Source organism: Sinosporangium siamense (assembly GCF_016863435.1).
Lineage (GTDB): Bacteria > Actinomycetota > Actinomycetes > Streptosporangiales > Streptosporangiaceae > Sinosporangium > Sinosporangium siamense.
Map to the genome: position 1 here is coordinate 1 of NZ_BOOW01000048.1, position 20913 is coordinate 20913.

16 protein-coding genes are annotated in these 20913 nt (G+C 70.4%); 7 read left to right on the plus strand and 9 right to left on the minus strand.

The window, feature by feature from the left end; genetic code table 11:
* Positions 1 to 207: 207 nt before the first annotated feature.
* On the minus strand, positions 208 to 2217 hold the full coding sequence (locus tag Ssi02_RS33695; protein WP_204031643.1) for a tetratricopeptide repeat protein: 2010 nt from the start codon (positions 2215 to 2217) through the stop codon (positions 208 to 210).
* Between the two features lie 461 nt (positions 2218 to 2678).
* Here Ssi02_RS33695 and Ssi02_RS33700 point away from each other — a divergent pair, with 461 nt between their 5' ends.
* On the plus strand, positions 2679 to 3620 hold the full coding sequence (locus Ssi02_RS33700; protein WP_204031644.1) for a Ppx/GppA family phosphatase: 942 nt from the start codon (positions 2679 to 2681) through the stop codon (positions 3618 to 3620).
* Positions 3621 to 3626: 6 nt separating this feature from the next.
* On the opposite strand, the gene Ssi02_RS39490 is transcribed toward Ssi02_RS33700, so the two are convergent.
* Positions 3627 to 4184 carry a TetR/AcrR family transcriptional regulator gene (locus Ssi02_RS39490; RefSeq protein ID WP_204031645.1) on the minus strand — a complete coding sequence of 186 codons (558 nt, stop codon included), beginning with the start codon at positions 4182 to 4184 and terminating at the stop codon, positions 3627 to 3629.
* Between the two features lie 134 nt (positions 4185 to 4318).
* Here Ssi02_RS39490 and Ssi02_RS33710 point away from each other — a divergent pair, with 134 nt between their 5' ends.
* Positions 4319 to 6025: an MDR family MFS transporter gene (locus tag Ssi02_RS33710; RefSeq protein ID WP_239130228.1), complete on the plus strand. Its 1707-nt coding sequence runs from the start codon at positions 4319 to 4321 to the stop codon at positions 6023 to 6025.
* Positions 6026 to 6162: 137 nt separating this feature from the next.
* On the opposite strand, the gene Ssi02_RS33715 is transcribed toward Ssi02_RS33710, so the two are convergent.
* Positions 6163 to 7014 (minus strand): helix-turn-helix transcriptional regulator, encoded by an 852-nt coding sequence (locus Ssi02_RS33715; RefSeq protein ID WP_204031646.1) that lies wholly within the window; start codon positions 7012 to 7014, stop codon positions 6163 to 6165.
* A 100-nt stretch (positions 7015 to 7114) separates the two neighbouring features.
* On the opposite strand from Ssi02_RS33715, the gene Ssi02_RS33720 reads away from it, so the two are divergent.
* A complete protein-coding gene (locus Ssi02_RS33720) occupies positions 7115 to 8782 on the plus strand; it encodes an AMP-binding protein (RefSeq protein ID WP_204031647.1) in 1668 nt (555 codons plus the stop codon).
* A 118-nt stretch (positions 8783 to 8900) separates the two neighbouring features.
* Here Ssi02_RS33720 and Ssi02_RS33725 read toward each other — a convergent pair whose 3' ends face one another.
* Positions 8901 to 10163, minus strand: a complete 1263-nt coding sequence (locus Ssi02_RS33725) for a serine/threonine-protein kinase (protein ID WP_204031648.1) — start codon at positions 10161 to 10163, stop codon at positions 8901 to 8903.
* 303 nt (positions 10164 to 10466) lie between these two features.
* Positions 10467 to 10685 carry a hypothetical protein gene (locus Ssi02_RS33730; protein WP_204031649.1) on the minus strand — a complete coding sequence of 73 codons (219 nt, stop codon included), beginning with the start codon at positions 10683 to 10685 and terminating at the stop codon, positions 10467 to 10469.
* A gap of 105 nt (positions 10686 to 10790) precedes the next feature.
* Here Ssi02_RS33730 and Ssi02_RS33735 point away from each other — a divergent pair, with 105 nt between their 5' ends.
* Complete coding sequence (locus Ssi02_RS33735) at positions 10791 to 11258, plus strand: 2Fe-2S iron-sulfur cluster-binding protein (RefSeq protein ID WP_204031650.1); 468 nt, start codon at positions 10791 to 10793, stop codon at positions 11256 to 11258.
* Positions 11259 to 11316: 58 nt separating this feature from the next.
* The gene (locus Ssi02_RS33740) at positions 11317 to 12249 is read left to right on the plus strand and encodes an SDR family oxidoreductase (RefSeq protein ID WP_204031651.1); all 933 of its coding nucleotides are present in this window, start codon (positions 11317 to 11319) and stop codon (positions 12247 to 12249) included.
* Positions 12250 to 12282: 33 nt separating this feature from the next.
* Here Ssi02_RS33740 and Ssi02_RS33745 read toward each other — a convergent pair whose 3' ends face one another.
* Positions 12283 to 13269, minus strand: a complete 987-nt coding sequence (locus Ssi02_RS33745; RefSeq protein WP_204031652.1) for a helix-turn-helix transcriptional regulator — start codon at positions 13267 to 13269, stop codon at positions 12283 to 12285.
* A 102-nt stretch (positions 13270 to 13371) separates the two neighbouring features.
* On the opposite strand from Ssi02_RS33745, the gene Ssi02_RS33750 reads away from it, so the two are divergent.
* Positions 13372 to 14568: a sensor histidine kinase gene (locus Ssi02_RS33750; RefSeq protein WP_204031653.1), complete on the plus strand. Its 1197-nt coding sequence runs from the start codon at positions 13372 to 13374 to the stop codon at positions 14566 to 14568.
* Here Ssi02_RS33750 and Ssi02_RS33755 read toward each other — a convergent pair.
* Genes Ssi02_RS33755 through Ssi02_RS33765 form a run of 3 tightly spaced genes read right to left on the minus strand, consistent with a single transcriptional unit; the run spans position 14565 to position 19358 of the window.
* A complete protein-coding gene (locus Ssi02_RS33755; protein ID WP_239130229.1) occupies positions 14565 to 15854 on the minus strand; it encodes an extracellular solute-binding protein in 1290 nt (429 codons plus the stop codon). The genes Ssi02_RS33750 and Ssi02_RS33755 overlap by 4 nt on opposite strands.
* A 22-nt stretch (positions 15855 to 15876) precedes the next feature.
* On the minus strand, positions 15877 to 17751 hold the full coding sequence (locus Ssi02_RS33760) for an ABC transporter permease (RefSeq protein WP_204031654.1): 1875 nt from the start codon (positions 17749 to 17751) through the stop codon (positions 15877 to 15879).
* Complete coding sequence (locus Ssi02_RS33765) at positions 17751 to 19358, minus strand: beta-N-acetylhexosaminidase (RefSeq protein WP_204031655.1); 1608 nt, start codon at positions 19356 to 19358, stop codon at positions 17751 to 17753. Before Ssi02_RS33765 ends, Ssi02_RS33760 begins: the two co-directional genes overlap by 1 nt.
* A 341-nt stretch (positions 19359 to 19699) precedes the next feature.
* Here Ssi02_RS33765 and Ssi02_RS33770 point away from each other — a divergent pair, with 341 nt between their 5' ends.
* Positions 19700 to 20851: an ROK family transcriptional regulator gene (locus Ssi02_RS33770; RefSeq protein WP_239130230.1), complete on the plus strand. Its 1152-nt coding sequence runs from the start codon at positions 19700 to 19702 to the stop codon at positions 20849 to 20851.
* Positions 20852 to 20913: the final 62 nt, after the last annotated feature.

Consider the following 20913-nt stretch of genomic DNA (forward strand, 5'->3'; position numbering starts at 1 on the left):
GTAGGCCCGCGTGTGCCGCTGGCTACGGGTGTGGCTGTGTCCGGCGCTGGGCGTTGTGTCGGCGATCGCCGCTTATCGGTTGGTGAGCGGGTGTCCGGGGCTGGATGGGCCGTGTCTGGGTGATCCGGCCGGTTCCGGGCGATCCAGGGCAGGACCCGGCCTTGCCCCTGGTACAGGCTCCGGCCGCGCCTCCGAGGCTAGATCCGGCTATGCCTCCGACGCAAGGTCCGGCCGCGCCGAGGCGCGTTTTGCGAGTTCCTGCAGGATCTCCTCGTCGTCCGGGGCCAGGGTGAGGGCGTGGCGTAGGTCGCGGGTGGCCTCGTCAGGGCGGGCGGCGGCGTGGAGGGCCAGAGCTCTGTTGAAGAGGAGCACCGGGTCCTCGCCGAAGGACAGGGCCTGGGTCAGGTCGGCCACCGCGGCCTCGTGGTCGCCCTCCTCGTGGTTGAGCATGCCGCGGGCGGCCCAGGCGGCGACCAGGGTGGGGTCGTGGCCGAGAGCCAGGTCGAAGGCCGCTCTGGCCTCGGGGCGGCGTTTGTCTTCCATCTCGGCCTGGCCGAGGGCGCACAGGAGGTAGGGGTCGCCGGGGGTGCGGGTCAGTCCTTCGCGGGCGGCGGCGCGGGCGGCCCGGTGGTCGCCTAGGGCGGCGAGGAGGCCGGCGCGGTTGGCGTATGCCTCGGTGAAGCCGGGGTCGAGGTCGAGCACATAGGTGAGGTCGGCTAGGGCGCCGTGCAGGTCGCCCTGAGCGAACCTGACCTCGGCCCGGTTGTAATACGCCTCGGGAAACGGCGCCTCAAGCCGCATCGCCGCCTCGTAGTCCGCCACGGCGGCGGTGAGCCGGCCTTCGGCGAAGTGGAGGTTGCCGCGGTCGATGTAGTAGTCGGGGTAGTGGGGATCGGCCTCGACGGCTGCGTCGTAGTCCGTGAGAGCCTGCTCAGGGTGGCCGAGGCGGTGGGCGAGCTGGGCGCGGTTGGCGCGCAGGACGAGGCGGTGGACCGGGTGACGGCCCCGGGGCAGCTCCTCGGCCAGGCTGATCGCCTCGTTGACGAGCCGGGCGGCGTCGTCGAGGTGTCCCAGGCGCATCTGCACGAGGGCTTTGCCGTTCATGTTGAATCCGAGCCTGAAGGCGCGCTCGGCGGGGGAGGGCAGCCGGTCGGAGATCGTGACGGCCCGGTCGATCCACGTGAGGGCGCCTGCGAGGTCACGCCGGGCGGGGTCGTGGTGGCGTGTCTTCAGCATGGCCGTGCAATAGGCGGCCGACGCGCGCCTGCCCGGGTCGGCGGCGTGCATGGCCGGGCCAAGCAGGGCCTCGGCCTCCTCCTCGCGGTCGAGGGCGGCGAGGGCGTTTGCCGTACTGTGCAGGATCCGCCACCACAGCTCCTCGTCCGCCGCGGGGTCGGCCAGCGGCAGAGCCCGGGCGCCGAGTTCGGCGACCGCGTGGTGGAAGCCGGACCGCAGGCACCAGGTGATCGCGTGGGCCAGCGCGTCGAGGGCGAGTGCCGGGTCGGGTCCTTTGAGGCGGTGGTGGGGTATCGCGCCCAGGCGGGGGCCGGCGGCGCCGGTCGCGGCGAGGTGGTCGGCGCGTGCCCGGTGGTCGTCCGCGGTGAGCCGCGGTTCATCGGGACCGTCACAGCCGCCGGTGGGGACCGCGTGGCGGGCGAGTGCGGCGGCCAGGGGGGCGGGGCAGCCGGGCGGGGCGCAGATCACGAGGGTGAGGCGCTCGGCGGGCACACGCCGCAGCAGGACGGCGAGGAGTTCGAGGTCGGTGTGGTCGGCTTCGTGGGCGTTGACCACGGTGAGGCTGCGCCGTTCGCGCGGGCAGCAGGCCAGGACGAACTCCGCGAGTCCGTTGGCGAGCCGCAGGGTGCGGCGGGGTGCGTGGATGAGGATGCGTTCGGGCGCCGGCACCCGGCTGACGAGGGGTTCGGGGTGGCGGGGGAGCAGATGCCGCAGATCAGGTGCGATCGCATGCAAGGCGATGGCGTGGGCGGCCACCAGGCCCGGCCGCATGAGCAGCGCGTCGGGCAGGAGGCCCGCCGCGAGTGCGCTCCCCGCGGTATAGGGGCCGCACAGCCGCCGGTTCGCGTCGAGAGGGGGAATGAGCGGGGGCGGGAGGCCGGCACCTGGGAGCGGCCGTGCTCCCTGGACCCATAGATGGTGCGGCGCACCCCCGCCCGCCTCCGCCTCGACGCGTCTGCCGGATCCGCCTGGACCGGCCACGTGGGGGCGTCGGCTGGGCTGGGAAGGTATCACTGCTCATGCGGCCTTTCGTCGCCGAGCCTCCACCACCGCCCTGCGCGGCATGGGGGAAGTACGGCATAAGCCGGGGCACAGGGCTGATCGAGTAGATCGAGGTGGTGAGGGCTGAAGTGTCCGCCCGGTCTCAGGCGCTGTACAGCGCGGGGAAGGGGAGCAGGACGTGGGTCAGCTGTGGTGTTTGGCGCTCGCGGCGCCCTTGAGGCTGACGTGACCAGGCCGATGCACGATGACCTTCTTCATACATTTCCTCTCATATCGGGATCGCAGGCAACGACTGGCCAGTGTGAGCGCACAAGGGGATGAAAGACAAGGAGCTTCCCCACTGCTGTCCGCATCCGGACAGAGCTCTTGACAGGAACGCGGGCGTCCGCTTGGCAACCCGGGCGCGCGCGAAGGATCAACCGGTAGTACCGTTTTTGGTCATGCGACTCGGAGTGCTGGACGTGGGCTCGAATACGGTGCACTTCCTCGTGGTGGACGCGCACCACGGTGCCCCACCCCTGCCCGCCTATTCCCACAAGGTCGAACTCCGGCTCGCCGAGCACATGAACGGCGACCACCTGTCCGACGAGGGCGTGGACCGGCTCGCGGGGTTCGTCGAGGAGGCCCTCGGCCTGGCCGAGGACAAGGGCGTCGAGGAGTTCATGGCGTTCGCGACCTCCGCCGTCCGGGAGGCCGCCAACGGCGACGAGGTGCTGAGCAGGCTGAAGGCCCAGACCGGGGCGGAGATCACCGTGCTCGCCGGCCGCGACGAGGCCAGGCTGACCTTCCTCGCGGTGCGCCGCTGGTTCGGATGGTCGTCGGGCCGGCTGCTGGCGCTGGACATAGGGGGCGGATCCCTGGAGATGGCCTGCGGCGTGGACGAGGAACCCGACGTGGCGGTCTCAGTGCCGCTCGGCGCGGGCCGTCTGACCCGCGACTGGCTCACCGGCGACCCGCCCCCGCCCGACGAGGTGCGCGCCCTGCGCCGCCATGTCCGCGCCCAGATCGCCCGCCACGTGGGCGAGATCGTGAAGCACGGCAAAGCCGACCGCGCGGTGGCCACCTCCAAAACCTTCAAACAGCTCGCCCGCATCGCGGGAGCGCTTCCATCCAGCGAGGGCCTCTACGTCCAGCGGGTCCTGTCGCGTGAGGATCTCGCCGAGCTGGCCGCCCGGTTGCCGAAGCTGACCACGGCCGAGCGCTCCCGCCTGCCCGGCGTCTCCGAGGGCCGCGCGGCCCAGCTCGTGGCGGGGGCGATCGTCGCCGACGCCACGATGGACCTCTTCGACCTCAAAAGGATCGAGGTGTGCCCCTGGGCCCTGCGCGAAGGGGTCATCCTGCGCCGCCTGGACAGCCTTCCCGGGGTGGCGCAGGAGATCTGACCGCGTTCAGCCCGGCGTGATGAGGTCGAGGGCCACCTCAAGGGCGGCGTCACGGCATTCCTGCTCGGTGAACCGAGGGTCGTCCGACAGCAGCCAGGCGCCGCCGTGGATGGCGAACAAGGCCATGGCGTTCTTGATCCGCACGGTGGCGGGATCCTCGGGATCGCTCAGCAGCTTGGCCATCGCGACGGTGGTCTCGCGCAGGGCGACGAACGTCGGGTGGGTGCGCAGAGCGGTCTGGTTGCGCTCGGAGAAGCGCAGGATCTCCTGGTTGCAGGAGGTGAACAGGTCCTCGCTGTAACGTCTGAGGAGCTCCCGGCGGGTCTCCGGGGTCGGGGGCGCCGCCTTGCCCCAGTCCAGGAGGGCGGACATATTCGCTAGTCGTCGCTCCGCCATGCTGGCCACGATGTCTTCTTTGGTCTTGAAGTGATAGTAGAGGGCGGCCTTGGTCACCCCCAGCTCTTCGGCGATCTCGCGCAGGGACGTCGCCTCGTATCCCTGCTCGATGAAGAGGCGCATCGCGGTCTGCTGGATGCGCGTGCGGGTGTCGGCATTCTCCGTCATGGGACGGATGTCCTCCTTGAGTGAATCAACTTGACGACCGGCTAGTTGAGACTTTAGCTTACCTTTGCTTGCCGGTCGGCAAGTAAGCATGATCGATTTCATTGTAGGTCGTGTGTGACGAAGGGGGCAGGGGAGTGAAGGAGACGGTGACCGACTCCGGCGGTCAACCGACGGCCGGGTCCGGCAGGCAGCGACAGGTGATGATCGTGCTGCCCGGTCTGATACTCGCGATGGTGCTCGCGATGCTCGACAACATGATCGTCGGCACGGCCATGCCGCGGATCGTGGGCGAACTCGGCGGGCTCAATCACCTGTCCTGGGTTGTCACCGCCTACGTGCTGGGCACCACGATCTCGACCCCCATCTGGGGCAAGCTCGGCGATCTCTACGGCCGGAAGATGGTCTTTCTCGCCTCGATCGTGATCTTCATGGTCGGCTCCGCGCTCTGCGGCATGGCGGGCAGCGCCATCCTCGGCGGGCCCGAGAACGGCATGATGCAGCTGATCCTCTTCCGCGCGCTGCAGGGCCTCGGCGCCGGCGGCCTCATCGTCAACGCCCTGGCCCTCATCGGCGACCTGGTGCCGCCGCGCGAGCGGGGACACTACCAGGGCATGATGTCCGCGGTCATGACCGTCGCCATGATCGCCGGCCCCCTCATCGGCGGATTCATCACCGACAGCCTCGACTGGCGCTGGGCCTTCTATGTGAACCTCCCCCTCGGCGCGGTGGCCTTGGTGCTGCTGTCGGTCACCCTCAAACTGCCGCCGGCGCCCGCCGCCAGCCGCCGCATCGACTGGCTCGGCGCGGCCCTGCTCTCGGTGGGCATCACCGCCCTCGTGCTCGTCACCACCTGGGGCGGCACCGAATACGACTGGGGATCGCCGCAGATCCTCGGCCTGCTGGCCCTCGCCGTGGTCACCCTCGCGATCTTCGTGCCCGTCGAGCGCCGGGCGGCCGAGCCCATCATGCCGCTCGGGCTGTTCCGCAACCGCAACTTCACGCTGATCACGTTGATCGGCTTCCTGCTCGGCTTCTCGATGTTCGGGGCGATCAACTTCCTGCCCCTCTTCCAGCAGCTCGTGCAGGGCAACTCGGCCACCGAATCGGGACTGCTGCTCCTGCCCATGATGGCGAGCGCCATGCTCGTCTCGCTGTTCGTGGGGCGGGCCGTCACCAAGACCGGAAAGTACAAGATCTATCCGGTGATCGGCGGCGTGGGCATGGCCCTCGGCACCTTCCTGCTCAGCCTCCAGCGCGTCGATACCTCCAACTGGACGACCGCGATCTACATCGCGGTGCTCGGTTTCGGCATGGGCTTCCTCATGCAGATGACCATGCTCATCGCGCAGAACAGCGTCGAGCAGAAGGACCTCGGCGTCGCCAGCAGCGCCTCCACCTTCTTCCGCTCCATCGGCGGCTCGGTGGGCGTCTCGGTGTTCGGCGCGCTCTTCAACAGCAGGCTCGCCGACGGCATCGTCGAACGCCTCGGCCCCTCCGCCGCGAACCTCGCGAGCGGCGGCGAGCGCCTCGACCCGGCCACCGTCCGCACCCTCCCCCCGGAGGTGCGCACCGGCTTCCTTGCGTCCCTGGCCGACGCGCTTTCCAACGTGTTCGTGTGGGCGATCCTGTTCACGGTGATCATCCCGATCCTGGCGATGTTCATCGTCGAGATTCCGCTCAGGAGCTCCTTCGACAGTCCGTCCTCGCCTGACAAGCCCGGCGACGGGCCCGCGCCCTCCACCGCCGAGGCGAGCCTTCCCGGCGAGGCCGCGGAGGGGAGCAACGGCACGCCGGTCAACGCCGGTGATCTCGGGGACGAGGTCAAAACAGCACGCACTTAGGCGGCTCAGATCCTTCACGCCGGTACGGCGGAGCCCACGGGGACGGTCTTCCGCCTCGTGGGCTTCGCCGTACGCGCCGGCCCGGCACAACCGGTCCTGTGGGCGATCTCCCGGGACGGGGGAGACCTGGAAGGCGCTCAGGGGAGGAAGCCGTTGCGGCGGGCCGCCACCACCGTCTCCATCCGGGTGTGTGTCCCGAGTTTGCGCATCGCGCTGCGCAGGTAGCTCTTGACCGTCTCGGGCAGCAGCCCAAGGCGGCGGCCCGCCTCGGCGTTGCCGCAGCCCTGGGCGATCTGCGCCAGGACGTCGACCTCCCGCATCGAGAGCGGGGTGACCGGGCCCGCCGCGGCGCGGGGACCGGCCAGGAGGTCGCAGACCTCGCGGAGCCGGTCGCGCAGCTCCGCGTCGGCCACCGACTGGGTGATGGAACGCAGCTCGGCGTGGGCGCAACGCACGTCCTCCCAGGCGCTCGCCTCCGGGCGGTCGCCTGCGGCGCGGCGCTCGGCGGCGGCTTCGAGGTGGGCGAGGCGGCGTTCCACCTCGCGCTGCACACTGAGTTCGGTGCCGAGGTCGCGGGCGACGGTATACGCCTGGTCGAGTGACCGTGCCGCCAGGCAGAGCGGTTCGCGGATGGCGCCGTAGAGCACCGCGGCGACCTCTCCTGCGACGGGCACCGGCACCGCCGCGATGGCCCGCAGCCCTTCGGCTTGCACGGGCCCGTCGTATTCGTGGCTGATGCGGGAGTCGGCGGCGTAGTCGGTGACCGCCGCGGGGCGGGCGGTGGCGACGACGCGGCCCCCGAGACCCGAACCCGCGCCGACCAGCAGTCCGCCGAGGGCGCCGGTGAGGGTGCCGGTGAATTCGGTCAGCCGTAGTGAGCCTCCTCGGGCGACAAATCCACCGAAAACCACCGGGACAGCGGTCGCTCTGCGCAGTCTGTTCATCGCTGTCCGGAGTGCTGCCTGGTCGTGGGGCGTGAAGGTCGCCATATCCTCCTCCTGAGGTCAGCATTTCACGCTTAGCAGCCGAAAGCCTGCCACCCCCGAAAGGGGGTGGTGTGCCGGCCTGTCGTCCCCCGATGCTTCCCCCATGAGCGTGACCCACCCCTTCACCGCACAGGAGGGCTTCACCGCTCCTCCTGTCCGGTCCTACGCCTCGGGTGCCTCCGCCGTCCCCCTGCTGGGCGACACCATCGGGGAGAACCTGGAGCGGTCCGCGGCGCGCTTCCCGGATCGTGAAGTCCTCGTCGACGTCTCCACCGGCCGCCGCTGGACATATGCCGAGTTCGACGCCGACGTCAACCGTCTGGCGCTCGGCCTCATCGACCGCGGGCTCGCCAAGGGGGACCGCGTGGGCATCTGGTCGCCTAACTGCGCCGAATGGATGCTGGTGCAATATGCCACGGCCAAGGCCGGGCTCATCCTGGTCAACATCAACCCGGCCTACACCGCACGCGAACTCGCCTACATCGCCGGGCAGTCCGGGCTGAGCCTGCTGATCAGCGCGATCGCGCACAAGGACAGCGACTACCGCGCCATGGCCCGCGAGGCCGGCCTCACGGGCGTCGTCCACATCGGCGACGCCGCCTTCGACCGCCTTCTGGAGCGCGGCGCGACGGCCGAGCCTGCGGCGCTGACCGACCGCATGGCGGCACTGAGCTGCGACGACCCGATCAACATCCAATACACCTCGGGCACCACCGGCTCCCCGAAAGGAGCGACGCTCAGCCACCACAACATCCTCAACAACGGCTACTTCGTCACAGAACTGGCCGGCTACACCGAACATGACCGCATCTGCGTGCCCGTGCCGCTCTACCACTGCTTCGGCATGGTGATCGGCAACCTCGGCGCCACCTCGCACGGCGCCTGCGTGGTCCTGCCCTCGCCGTCCTTCGACCCGGCCACTGTGCTGCGTGCCGTACAAGACCAGAGGTGCACGTCGTTGTACGGCGTGCCCACGATGTTCATCGCCGAACTCAACCACTCCGGCTTCGCCGCCTTCGACCTGACGAGCCTGCGCACCGGCATCGTGGCGGGCTCCCCCTGCCCTGTCGAGGTGATGAAACGTGTCATCTCCGAGATGAACATGCGTGAGGTGGCCATCTGCTATGGCATGACCGAAACCTCCCCCGTCTCGGCGATGACCCGGTGGGACGACGACCTGACCCGTCGCACCGAGACCGTCGGCCGGGTGATGCCGCACGTGGAGGTGAAGATCGTGGACCCCGCCACCGATCTCACCACGCCGAGGGGGCAGACGGGCGAGCTTTGCGTCCGGGGCTATTCGGTCATGCTCGGCTACTGGGATCAGCCGGGCGAGACCGCCGAAGCCGTCGACGCGGCCCGGTGGATGCACACCGGCGACCTCGCGACCATGGACGACGACGGCTACCTCGGCATCGTGGGCCGGATCAAGGACATGGTGATCCGCGGCGGCGAGAACGTCTACCCAAGGGAGATCGAGGAGTTCCTGCACACCCATCCGGACGTCGCCGACGTGCAGGTCATCGGAGTGCCGGACGAGAGATACGGCGAGGAGTTGATGGCCTGGATCGTCATGCGCCCGGGAACCGCCCCCCTGACCGCGGAGCGCGTGCGCGAGTATTGCGGGGGCAGACTCGCTCATTACAAGATCCCGCGATATGTCCACGTGGTGGACACATTCCCCATGACAGTCACCGGGAAGATCCGCAAGGTCGAGATGCGGGAGGAGGCCAGGCGAATGCTGGGCCTGACGCCCGCCGCGGATCCCTGACGGTGACCTAGACCGCCATCCGGCGGGGTGGGAGCCGGCACGCAGGCGTGGTGCGGGTCGGCTCCACCGCGCGGCCCGCGCCGCGACCGCGGACGTGCGGCATGTGCCCCCCGGGCCGTCAGTCGCCGAGGTTGAGCGTGGAGGTCGCGGCCGATCCGGCCGACTCGTAGACCATCAGCGCCGCGCCGACGACCAGCAGCGCGGCGAAGAAGGCGGCGACGGCCAGATAGGCACGCGAAGGCGCGGCCGGTTCACGCCGCAGCGCGCTGCGGGGGGTGGTCGGCCAGCCGTGCATCGGCGATCCCGTCGGGTGGCCGTGGTGATCGGGCAGCTTTCCGTGCGCTGTGCCGTACGGCATGGCGGGTGGTGGCCCGGTCGGGTGGACGGGGGCCTTGGCGTGGGCTGCGCCGTATGCCATGGGAGGCGGTGGGGCGTGGGTGCCGTGTTGCGGGGTGCCGACGGGGCCGTCCAGAGGGACTGCCGCGAGGGCGTCGCGCAGGGCTGCCGCGCTGGGCATACGCTGCGCGGGGTCGGGGGCCATGGCGTGGCGCAGGATGGCGGTCAGCGCGAGTGGCACACCGGGCAGATCGGGCACCGGCAGCCGGTGCAGGGCCATGATCATCGCAATGTTGGCGATGCCGTTCGCCGGGAAGCGCGGCGGGCGGCCGGACAGCAGCGCATAGAGCGTGGCGGCCAGCGAGTAGACGTCCCCGGCGGCACTCGGCTCGATCAGCTCGAACGCCTCAGGCGGCGCATAGGCGGGTGTGAGCGACTCGCGGGTCACCGACACCTCGCCACCCGGGTCGGGCCCGGCCGGCATCGTCGCCAGTCCGAAGTCACCCAGCACCACGTTGCCGTAGCGGTTCACCAGGATGTTGGCCGGCTTGAGATCGCGGTGGAGCACCCCCGCGTGATGTGCCGCGGCCAGCGCGTCGGCGATCCTCACCCCGATGTCCCGGGTCTCGGCCACCCCCACCGTGCCGTCGCGCCGCAACCGGTCGGACAGCGACCCGCCCGGGCACAACTCCATGACCATGTAGGGCCGGCCGTCGGAGAGCACACCCGCGTCGTACACGTGCGCCACGTGCGGGTGGCCGGACAGCGCCCCCGTGGCGGTGACCTCGCGCATGAACCGGCGCTTGTCGCGCTCCGAGGCCAGCACACGCTTGTCGATCTTGAGTGCCACCTCGCGGCCCACCGCGAGCTGCCGCGCCCGATAAACCGTGCCGAACCCACCCTGCCCCAGCAGCCCGAGCACCTCGTGTCCCGGAACCTCGGGCGCACCCGCCTCCACCACCACGCGCCGCGCCGCCGCACCCGGAGGGGAAACGCCGGCACTCCCTCCCCTCACAAGAGCCTGGAGTTCCGCCCCGGCGACCACCAGGAACGTTCTCCGCGAATGTCCGTGTGTGCCGCACCTTACCGCAGCGAACCTCCCCGGTCATGTACGGCATAAGCCCACGTTTCCGTCCGTTTCCGCCATGCGCCACGTGCCACCGTGACCAGGGAATCCGAACGCCCGCCGCCCTGGCCGGCGGGCATTGATCTCGTTGCCGCTGCGTGGTAAGGGTGTTGCCGGTGCGTGGTTATGGTGTGCCGGAACGTTCCGGCATCGAAAGTTGGCAGCCGTGGGTGCCGTGGAGATGAGGAGCACCATGGTCCTGCACGCTGCGCACTGGCCGGTTCAGCCCTTGACATCCTCCCCCTCGTTGACGAGGGGGAGGATGTCAAGCGGCTGCACGAGTCCGACGGCGCCCCTCTGTGCTGCCACCCCGAACCCGGCCTGCCGCTCCACCTCCAGTGGCGAGACCGCCCGTCTCGACCTCGAGGCGCGCCGGCTGCGGTTCCACGCCGGCGGGCCGTGTACGGCGAGCCCGGACACCTGGGAGCACGTGTGACGCACCTAGGAGTCGTATCACCGAGATCGCGCGCTACCCGGTGAAGGGCACGGCGGGGCTCCCGATGGAGCGGGTCACGCCGGTCCCCGGCCGGGGGGTTATCGCGCCCGGTGGGCCGCCGCCTCCGGGGGGCCGTGGCGGGGCGCTCTGCTGAGGCCGACCTCGCTGCGGCGGCGGCCGATCGCCGCACCGAGGCGTACCTCTGCGGTCGCGACGGCTTCGTGAAGGAGATGTGCGGCGGGCTGCCTGAGGAGGCGGACGTCGACGAGCCGTTCTTCTCGCAAGCGTGGTGCCGCTTGAGGAGCGCCCGCCGCCCGCGCCGGGATCGTTCACGGTGCGGTTCGAACAGAAGCGGGGCCGGGACCACCTGGACCGCCGAGGACGGCAGCCTGCTCGAAATCGGGCGGTCCGCCGGGGTGGGCCTGCCCTCCTCCTGCCGGGCGGGCGCCTGCGGCACGTGCCGGCAGCGCGTCGCGGGGGAGGCGGCCCACCTCATCGAGCCGGCGATGCCTCTCGCGGCGGGACGAGTCCTGCTGTGCTGTGCCGTACCCGTCTCGGACGTGACGGTGGACGCGTGAGAGGGATCCCGAGAAAACCTGACACAAGGTGTCCCATTTAACCGGCAGGGTTGCGGACATGAGCACATCGGCAGACACACGTCCGCTCGCTGGTAAGGTCGCCCTGGTCGCCGGGGCGACCCGGGCGACGGGCCGCGCGATAGCGGTGGAACTCGGAGCGGCAGGCGCCACGGTCTATTGCACCGGGCGCAGCACGGCGGGCAACCGCTCCGAGATGGACCGGCCCGAGACCATCGAAGGCACCGCCGACCTGGTGAACCGGGCCGGGGGAGAGGGCATCGCCGTCCGCGTCGACCATCTGGAGAGCGATCAGGTGGCCGCCCTGATCGGCAGGATCGACGCGGAGCGGGGGAGACTCGACGTCCTGGTCAACGACGTGTGGGGCGGGGACCACCTCGCCGAGTGGAACACCCCCGTGTGGGAGCACTCCCTGGAGCGCGGCCTGCGGCTGCTGCGCCTGGCCATCGACACCCACATCATCACAAGTCACCACGCGTTTCCCCTGCTCACGCGGCACCCCGGCGGACTGGTGGTGGAGCTCACCGACGGCACCACCGAATTCAACAGCACGAGATATCGCGTCGGCTGCGTGTATTACGACCTGGCCAAGGTGTCGGTGAACCGGCTCGCCTTCGCCTGGTCCCACGACCTGCGCCCGCACGGCGGCACGTCCGTCGCCGTCACGCCCGGCTGGATCCGCTCCGAGGCCATGCTGGAGGGCTTCGGCGTGACCGAGGACAACTGGCGCGACGCGACCGCGGCACACCCCCACTTCGCCATCTCCGAGTCACCCGCCTTCACCGGCCGCGCCGTCGCCGCACTGGCCGCCGACCCCGGCCGTGGCCGCTGGAACGGCCTCTCCACCACCAGCGGCGACCTGGCCAAGGCCTACGGCTTCACCGACACCGACGGCAGCCGCCCCGATGCCTGGCGCTACATCGTCGAGGTGGAGGAGAAGGGCCTGCCCGCCGACACCACGGGCTACCGCTGACCTCGGGGCCGGAGGCTTCGCCGCAGGCCCGGTTCAGCGCCGGTCGGCCGTGGCGAGGCCGGGGACGCCGTAGACGGCGCAGAGGCGGCGGGCGGTGTCGGCGAAGCGGTCGCGGAGTTCGGCAGGGGCGAGGACCTCGGCCTCCGGGCCGAAGCGGAGGAGCTGGTGGAAGGCCACCTCCACCGTCTCGACCGGAAGGGACACCGTCACCCAGCCGCGCTCGTCCGGTTCGCCGACCGAGGCCAGGGCCACAGGGAGCGCGGCCGGGTCGGCGATCGACGGCAGGGCGCGCAGGCCCGACGGGCTGAGGTTGACGGTGACGCGGCAGGTGAGCAGCGACTTGGCGAACTGCGCCGCCCGCTCCGCCCAGAAGGCCGCGAGGTCGAGGTCGGGGTCGCGGGTGAAGTGGCGATCGTCGTGCACCTCGACGTCGGTGAACCGGTCGACGCGATACACGAGGAACCGTTCGCCTGACTTTGCGGCGAGGTACCACACCCCGGCCTTCAGCACGAGGCCGTAAGGTTCGAGCTCCCGGTTCGCCTCCCGATAGCGCGTCGACACCGGGTGGTCGCCCCAGACGGCTCTGGCCAGCGGCGCCAGCGCCGCGGGGGTGTCGCCGCCGGCGAACCACCCCGGCGCGTCGAGGTGGAACCTCTGGGCGGCCGAGCGGGGCGCGTCGCGTGAGCCGGGCGGCAGCGCGGCGGCGGCCTTGAGCCGCGCGGCGGTCGCCACCTCGTGCAGCCCCATCTCGCGCAGGGCACCCGGCACCCCGGACAGGAACAGCGCCTCGGCCTCGGCCCGGTCGAGCCCGGTGAGGCGGGTGCGGTAGCCGTCGAGCAGCCGGTAGCCTCCGCCGCGCCCCCGGTCGGAGTAGACCGGCACTCCGGCCTCGGAGAGGGCGAGCACGTCCCGGTGGACGGTGCGCTCGCACACCGCCAGCTCCTCGGCGAGTTGCCCGGCGGTCATCCCACCCCGGGTCTGGAGTAGCAGCACCAACGACAGCAGTCTTGCCGCACGCATTTCCGAAGGGTACGGCATACAAGACCCGCATAGTTCACTTCTGCCCCTCTTCGGCCCGCGTACCTTCCCGTTGTGGCGTCAACGCGGAACAGACGAGAAGCGGTGGCCGGAGTGAACGACATGCGCGGCACCGGCCGTTCGCTGACCAGGAAGGAGATCCTCATCGCGGCCGGATGCGCCGTCGCCGACACCGGAGCGGTCCTGGTGGAGGGGCCACCCCCGGTCGTTGGCCCGAGACTGTGGCTGGCGCTCGGCCTGCTCGTGCTGATCGACGCGGCCCTCGCCGCTCCCGCCCGCCTGTCCGGCGTCGTCGCCGTCGCCCAGGGCACGGTCTACCTCTTCGGCGTGCACCTGTTCGTCGACGGGGCGGGGGACGCGCGGCAGGTGTCCAGCGCCGGGCTGCTGATCGCGGGCTACCGGGCCGGCGCGTGGTTGTCCACGGTTCCCGCGCTCGTCTCACTCGCCGCCCTAGCCGTCGGATCCGCCGGCCGGTCCGTGGTGGCGGGACGCGACCTGCCTCCCTCCCACCTGATCATCATCGCCCTCACCTGCGCCCTGCTGCCGTGGATGGTGGGGCGCTACACCACCGCCAGGCGGGCCTACATCTCCGAGCTCGAACGGCGGCGCCGCGACCAGGAGGCGGCGGTGCAGCGCGCCGTGGCCGAGGAGCGCAGCGCCATCGCCCGCGACCTGCACGACGTGATCTCCCACCACGTGAGCGCCGTCGGCGTGCACGCGGGCGCCGCCCGCCTCGGCCTCGGTGCGTCCACGCCCGGCGTGGCCGGCTCCCTGACGGCGGTGGAGGAGAGCAGCCGGGCGGCGATGGCCGACCTGCGCAGAATGCTGGACCTCCTGCACGGCCATGAGGAGGGCGGCGCCGTACGGCACCCCGGTCTGGGCGATCTGGCGGAACTCGCACGGGGCGTCAGCGTGCCCGGGAGGCCGGTCGAGCTGACCGTGCGGGGGGAGCCAAGCCCCGTGCCCGTCTTCCTGGACATGGCGCTCTACCGGATCGCGCAGGAAGCCCTCACCAACGCCATGCGCCACGGCGACGGCGGCGAGATCCGGCTGGAGGTCGACCACCGCTGCGGCGAGGTCGTGCTCACGGTGACGAACGGGGTGGGGTCCGCCTCCCCACGCCCCGAGCGCCGTGCCTCGCCGCCACGCGGTCTCACCGGAGTCCGGCAGCGTGTCGCCCTGTTCGGCGGCTGGATCACCTGCGGCCCGCACCCGGAAGGGCGGGGATGGCGCCTTCAGGTGGGTTTGCCCCTGGCCGGGCGGCCAGGGGCGTTCGACTAGGAGCGCTCGACGATCTGCTGGAACTTGTCGAGGGTGGCGCGGGGATCGCCGCCGGGCCGGAGCACGGCGCCGAGCTCCGCGGACACCGTGCCGCGCAACTCCGCCCAGACCGGCTGGGAGGTCGGGTCGAACCGTGCCTTGGCCACCATGTCGACGATGGGGCTGACCTTCGGGTCCTGCTTCATGATCGCCGAGGCGGAGGTGGTCGTCGGCAGCAGGCCCTCGACCTTGAGATATCTGGCGTAGTTGTCCGCCTGGTAGAAGTAGTCGAGGAACTCCCGGACCGGCTGCTGGTTGCCGTCCTTCTTGAAGGCCATCAGATAGTCCTGGATGCCGTGCGTAGCGGCCTCGGCGCCGTGGTTGGTGGGGTGGGTCGTGGCGCCATACTCGATCCCCGCCTTGTCCGCGTGGTCGAGGAAGGCGCGTGTCCCGAACGACGCGTAGACCATGCCCACCTTGCCCTGCGCGAACAGCGGCCAGGTGCCGTCGGGGCGGTTGGTCTGGCCCGGGTTGGGCTGTGTGTATCCGTCCTCGGTCAGCGACTTGAGGAACTCCAGGGTCTCGACGGCTCGCGGGTCGTTGACCGTCCACTTGTCGCCGGTGCGCCAGTCGCCGCCGTTGGCGCGCAGCCAGGTGCCGAACTCGTAGTCGCCCGACTCGGCGCCGAGCGCCAGCGCGTAGGGCACGTAGCCGTCGCCCAGAGCCTTGATCGCCTTGGCCGCCGCGCGGAACTCGTCCCACGTGGCCGGGGGCTTCTTGAAGCCGGCCTTCTCCAGGACCTTCTTGTTGTAGTACATCCCGTTGACGGTCGCGACGAACGGCAGAGCGTACTGCGCGCCGTCATAGGAGGCGTTCTCCGCGAACGACGGGATGAAGTCCGACAGCACCTCCTTGGACACCACCTCGTCGGCGCGGTAGAGCAGCCCGGCCTCGGCGTAGTCGGCGAAGACGTTGATGTTCAGGATGTCGGGGAACTGCTTGGTCTGGACCATGGTGTTCACCTGGCTCTGCAGGTTGCCCCAGTCGATCACCTGCAGGTCGACGTTCTTGCCGGGGTTCTTGGCCTCGAAGGACTTGATCAGCTCGTCCCAGTAGGGTCGCGTGCCCTCGGTGTATTGCGCGACGACCAGCTTGATGGACTGCTGCCCGCCGCCGCCCGAGCCGCCTGAACCGCCGCCCGAGCCGCCTGAACCGCCGCCCGAGCCGCCGCCGCACGCGGTCAGCGCGAGCGTGAGAGCGGCGATCGCGGCCAGGCCGCCGAGACGTGGTCTTCTTCTGGGGGTCATCTCACACCGGTCTTTCCTGTTGTCACTTGGTGCTACCCGCGGTCAGGCCGCTCACCAGATGCTTTTCGATGAGCGCGAAGAGGATCACTACCGGCACGATCGCGATCAGTGCCGCAGCGAAGAGGTATTGGTAGTTGGTTTCGTAGAGGCCGATGAACTGCTGGACGCCGACCGTGAGGGGCACGCGGCCGCTCGCCGGATCGTTGAAGAGCGTCAGGGAGATGACGAACTCATTCCACACCTGGATGAAGGTGAAGACGGTCACGGTGACCAGGCCGGGCGCGGCCAGCGGGAGGGTCATCCGCACCATGATCCGGAACTTCCCGAGGCCGTCCATCGAGGCGGCCTCGTCGATCTCCACGGGGATCGAGCTGAAGTGGGCGTGCAGGATCCACACGGCGAAGGCGAGGTTGAAGGCCGCGTTGACGGCGATGATGACGCCGTAGCTGTTGATCCCGTCCACGAACAGCGCCTGCTGGTAGAGCCCCATGAGGAGCGCGACCGCGGGGAACATCTGCGTCACGAGGATCACACTGAGGAACGCCGTCCGTCCCTTGAACCTGGAACGTGCCAGCACGTAGGCCGAGGGGACGGCGAGGACCAGCACGAGCGCCGTGGAGGCCAGGGCGATGGTCAGGCTGACCCCGAAGTACTCCGCGAGCGGGATGCGGTTCCACACGTCGGCGTAGTTGGACCACGCCCAGCTCTCCGGCAGGTAGTCCGCCGGGACGGCGAACAGTTCGGCGTCGGTCTTGAGCGAGCCGAGCATCATCGCGGCGTAGGGCGCGATGAAGAACAGCGCCACCGCGAACCCGGCGATCGGGAGCACGAAGGGTCGGATCCGCGTCCACCCCCGGGCCGCCCGCAGCAGCGCCGGCCGGCTGCGCCTGACCGGTGCCGGGCTCGGCGCCGAGACGGCGGGGCGTTCTTCCGCCGCGGGCGCCTCCGGAGGGGGAGTCGCCGTCTTATCGCCCGCCGAGGGGTTGCGGTCGGGCCGCAGGATCAGCACGAAGGCCAGGATGAGCAGCAGCAGGACGACCACGTTGAGGACGCCGAGCGCCGCCGCCTCACCCGCGTCGAGCTGAGCGGTGAACGCGATCTTGTACAGCCACGTCACGGTCGTGTCGGCGTGGTTGCCCGCCGTCTTCCCCATGATCACCCAGATGACGGTGAACGCGTTGAAGACGTGCAGCACGTTGAGCACCAGCGCGACCATGAGCGACGGCCGCAGGATCGGCAGCGTCACCCGTCGCCACGTCGCCCACGCGCTCGCGCCGTCGATCTTCGCGGCCTCCAGCACGTCGTGCGGCACGGTCTGCAGACCGGACAGCAGGACGTACGTGGTGAACGGCATCGAGGTGATGATGCCGACCGCCATGATCGAGTAGAGCGCGGTGGAGGGATCCTTGTACCAGTCGACCGGCGCGGAGATGATCGACAGATCCATCAGCAGCCGGTTGAGCAGGCCGTTGCCGCCCTCGTAGATGAAGCGCCACACGGTCGCGGTCATCACCAGCGAAGTCGCCCACGGCACCACCAGCGCGAGCCTGACGAACTTCCGGCCGAAGAACTCCTTGGACAGGAACTGCGCCAGCGCGAGCGACAGCAGCATGGTCAGCCCGACGACGATGACCAGCCACAGCAGCGTGTTGCCGACCACGGCGCCGAGCGCGTCCTCCTGGAAGAGCCTGACGTAGTTGTCGAGCCCCGCCATGCCCCGGACCAGCCCGATCCTGCTGATGTCGAGGAAGGACATCCAGACCATGTAAAACGCGGGAAAGCCGATGACACAAGCGATGAGGGCCGTGCTCGGGGTGAGCCAGCGCCACGGCATGGTGCGATGCCACAGATCGGCGAACCGGTGCGCCGGACCGGGCCCCGCCGTGCGCACCTTCATCAGGGATTCCTGATGTTGGCGGTCCAGGAGTCGAGGATGGCCTGCCACTCCAGCGGGTCCGCCGGCTTGCCCGGCACCCCCGGCCGCGTCTGCCAGGGCAGCGGGCCGGACTCGCGGCGATATTCGACCCCGATCGCCGAAAGGCGCGCCAGATGGGCGTCCAGGCGGCTGCGGAAGTCGGTCAGGTCGCGCTCGGGCGCCGACCAGACGGTTTCCGCGAAGGCCGCCAGCCGGGGGAAGGCCATGTAGTCGACGTGCCTGGTGGAGTCGATGAGCTCGGTCCAGATCCCGCACTGCGCCCCGAGAACATGTTTCGCGGCCGGGTCGCCGCGCAGTTCGGCAGGGACGGGGTCGAAGGCGTAGACGTCGTCGAGGCTGAGCACGGTCCTGAACGGCGTGGGCTCGTCCTCGCGCCGGCTCTGCCGGTAGTCGAGATAGACGGAGGTGTTGGTGCAGTTGAGGACGTCGTGACCGGCGCGGGCGGCGGCGACCGCGCCCAGCTCGGCGCGCCAGGCGGCCACCACGGCGCCCGAGGCGAGCCCGCCCTCCAGGATCTCGTCCCAGCCGACCAGGCGCCGCCCGCGCTCGGTCAGATAGTCGTCGAACTGGCGGATATACCAGCTCTGCAGCTCGTCCTCGTCGCGCAGCCCGAGCTCGGCGATGCGGCGCTGGGCCGACGGGCTGGCCCGCCACTGGTCCTTGGGGCACTCGTCCCCGCCGACGCAGATGTACGGGCTCGGGAACAGCTCCAGCACCTCGTCGAAGATGTTCTTGAAGAACTCGATCGTGGCGTCCTCGACGTTCAGCACGTTGACGCCGACGCCCCAGGTGGTTCGCACACCGATCTGAACGCCGAGGTTGCCCAGCTCGGGGTAGGCGGCGATGGCCGACTGGGTGTGCCCGGGAAGGTCGATCTCGGGCACGACCGAGATGTGGCGGCGCGCGGCGTAGGCGACGATCTCCCGGATGTCGTCCTGCGTGTAGAAACCGCCGTGCGGCCTGCCGTCCATCGCGCCGTCCCAGCCGACCTGGCTCTCCTCGCGCCAGGAGCCGATCTCGGTCAGGCGCGGGTAGCGCTTGATCTCGATGCGCCAGCCCTGGTCGTCGGTGAGGTGGAAGTGCAGGACGTTCAGCTTGTGCATGGCCATCAGGTCGATGAAGCGCAGCACGTCGGCCTTGGTCATGAAATGCCGGGCCACATCGAGGATCGCCCCGCGCCAGGCGAAGCGCGGGTTGTCCTCCACATAGGCGGCGGGCAGCTCCAGCGGCTCACTCGCCGCCGCCCTGCGGAAGGCGGCGGGCGGCATGAGCTGGCGCAATGTCTGCGCCCCGTAGAACGCCCCGGCCGCCGACCCGGCTTCGAGGGTGATCCCGCCGGGCGCGACGGTCAGCCGGTAGGCCTCGGGGGGCAGGTCGGCGAGACCAAGCGTGATCGTTTCCTGGCCGGGACCGCCGGGCAGCAGTTCGCCGCCGGTGACCGGGCCGAGCTCGCTCCGCAACCACGCCGCGACGTCACCGAGCGCGGGATCGGCGCTGAGCGCCGTTCTTCGGTCGAGGACGAAGCAGCCGGGCCTGGCCTCGTAGTGCGCAGGCTTGGGAACGATCATTGGCGGCCTCCTGGAACAGGGGATGGTGGGGTGGCCGGGGGGTTCGGCGTGATCGGAGGTGGCGTTGCCGCCGCCGTCGGTCACGACCTGCCGGACTGCCGGGCGCCCGTGACGTGAGCGGTGGCCTTCGTGGCGGGGCCGGGCCGGCGATCCGCGGTGCGCCGCCCCGCCCTGCCCCCTCGGCCGGAGCCTTACGAAGGAGTGCTTCATTAGTAGCATTGGCTCGGAGGGAGGGTCAATGTACATTTTTGGAGGAGATCCACTACTTGGGCAGCCCAGAGCGCTCCAGGCTTGGCATAATATGCGGCAGACTTACAGAGGAAACCTGCGTTAGGAGGATGGTGGTCACACTTCGCGGCGGCGATCTGTCACGGCTCAGGCAGCTCAACTCCCTGACCGCGATCGGCATGTTGCGCGCCTCCGGACCCCTGACGCTGTCGGCTCTGGCCGAGCGCGCCGGGTTGTCGCGCCCCTCCATGAAGGAGGTCGTGGACGAGCTCATGGAGCTCGGCTGGGTGGAGGAGACCCCACCCGCGCAGGGCACGATCGGCCGGCCGGCTCGCCGCTATCGTTTCCGCGCGAGGAGCGGCTATCTGGTGGGGCTCGACCTCGGCGGCCACAACATACGCGCCGCCCTGTCGGACCTCAACGGTGAGATCCTCGCCGAGGCCCGTCAGCCCGTGCAGCCCGACACACCCCTTCCCGAGCGGCTGGCCACGATAGAACGCACGGTCGCGAGCTGCCTGGCGCTCGGCGGCAAGACGATCGCCGACGTGTGGATCGTCGCGGCCGGCACGATCGGCGTGATCACCACCGACGGCCGCATCCGCTACTGCGCCGCGATACCCGCCTGGACCGGGCTCGACCTGGCCGGGCACCTGCGCCGGATGTTCCCCTGCGAGGTCATCGTCGAAAACGACAGCCGCCTGGCCGCCAGGGCCGAGGCGGTGCGCGGCGCCGCGCGCGGCGCGAACGACGTGGTCTTCCTGCACGTGGGCCGCAGGATGGGCGCTGCGGTCATCGTCGACGGCAAGGTCCACCGCGGCTTCGGCGCGGCGGCGGGGGAGATCGCCATGCTGCCGCATGTGCAGTGGACCGAGGCGTCCGAACACCTGCAAAACTGCTCGATCATCCCCGAGGACACCTCACCCGCTGAGGCCGCCGGCTACACCCTGGCCGCCGCCCGCGCGGGCGACCCGGTGGCGGTCGCGGCCGTCGAACGCTACGTCGACGACCTGGCGGTGGGCACCAGCGCGATGGTCCTGCTGCTCGACCCGCAGGTCGTCGTCCTCGGCGGCGGCTTCTCCCGCTCGGCCGACGTCCTGCTGCCGCCACTGCGCGAGCGCCTGGAACGCGCCTGCATACGCATGCCGGAGGTGCGCGCGTCGACCCTGGGGGACGAGTGCGTGGTCACTGGAGCCATCGACTACGCGGTCGCCCACCTCGACCAGCAGCTTTTCACCCCCGACGCCCCTTTGCCCACGTCCCGGTGATCTCTGCGCTCAGGAGGCCGCGCCTGGGGTTGTACGGCGAAGCCTCCGGGCGTACGCGACCG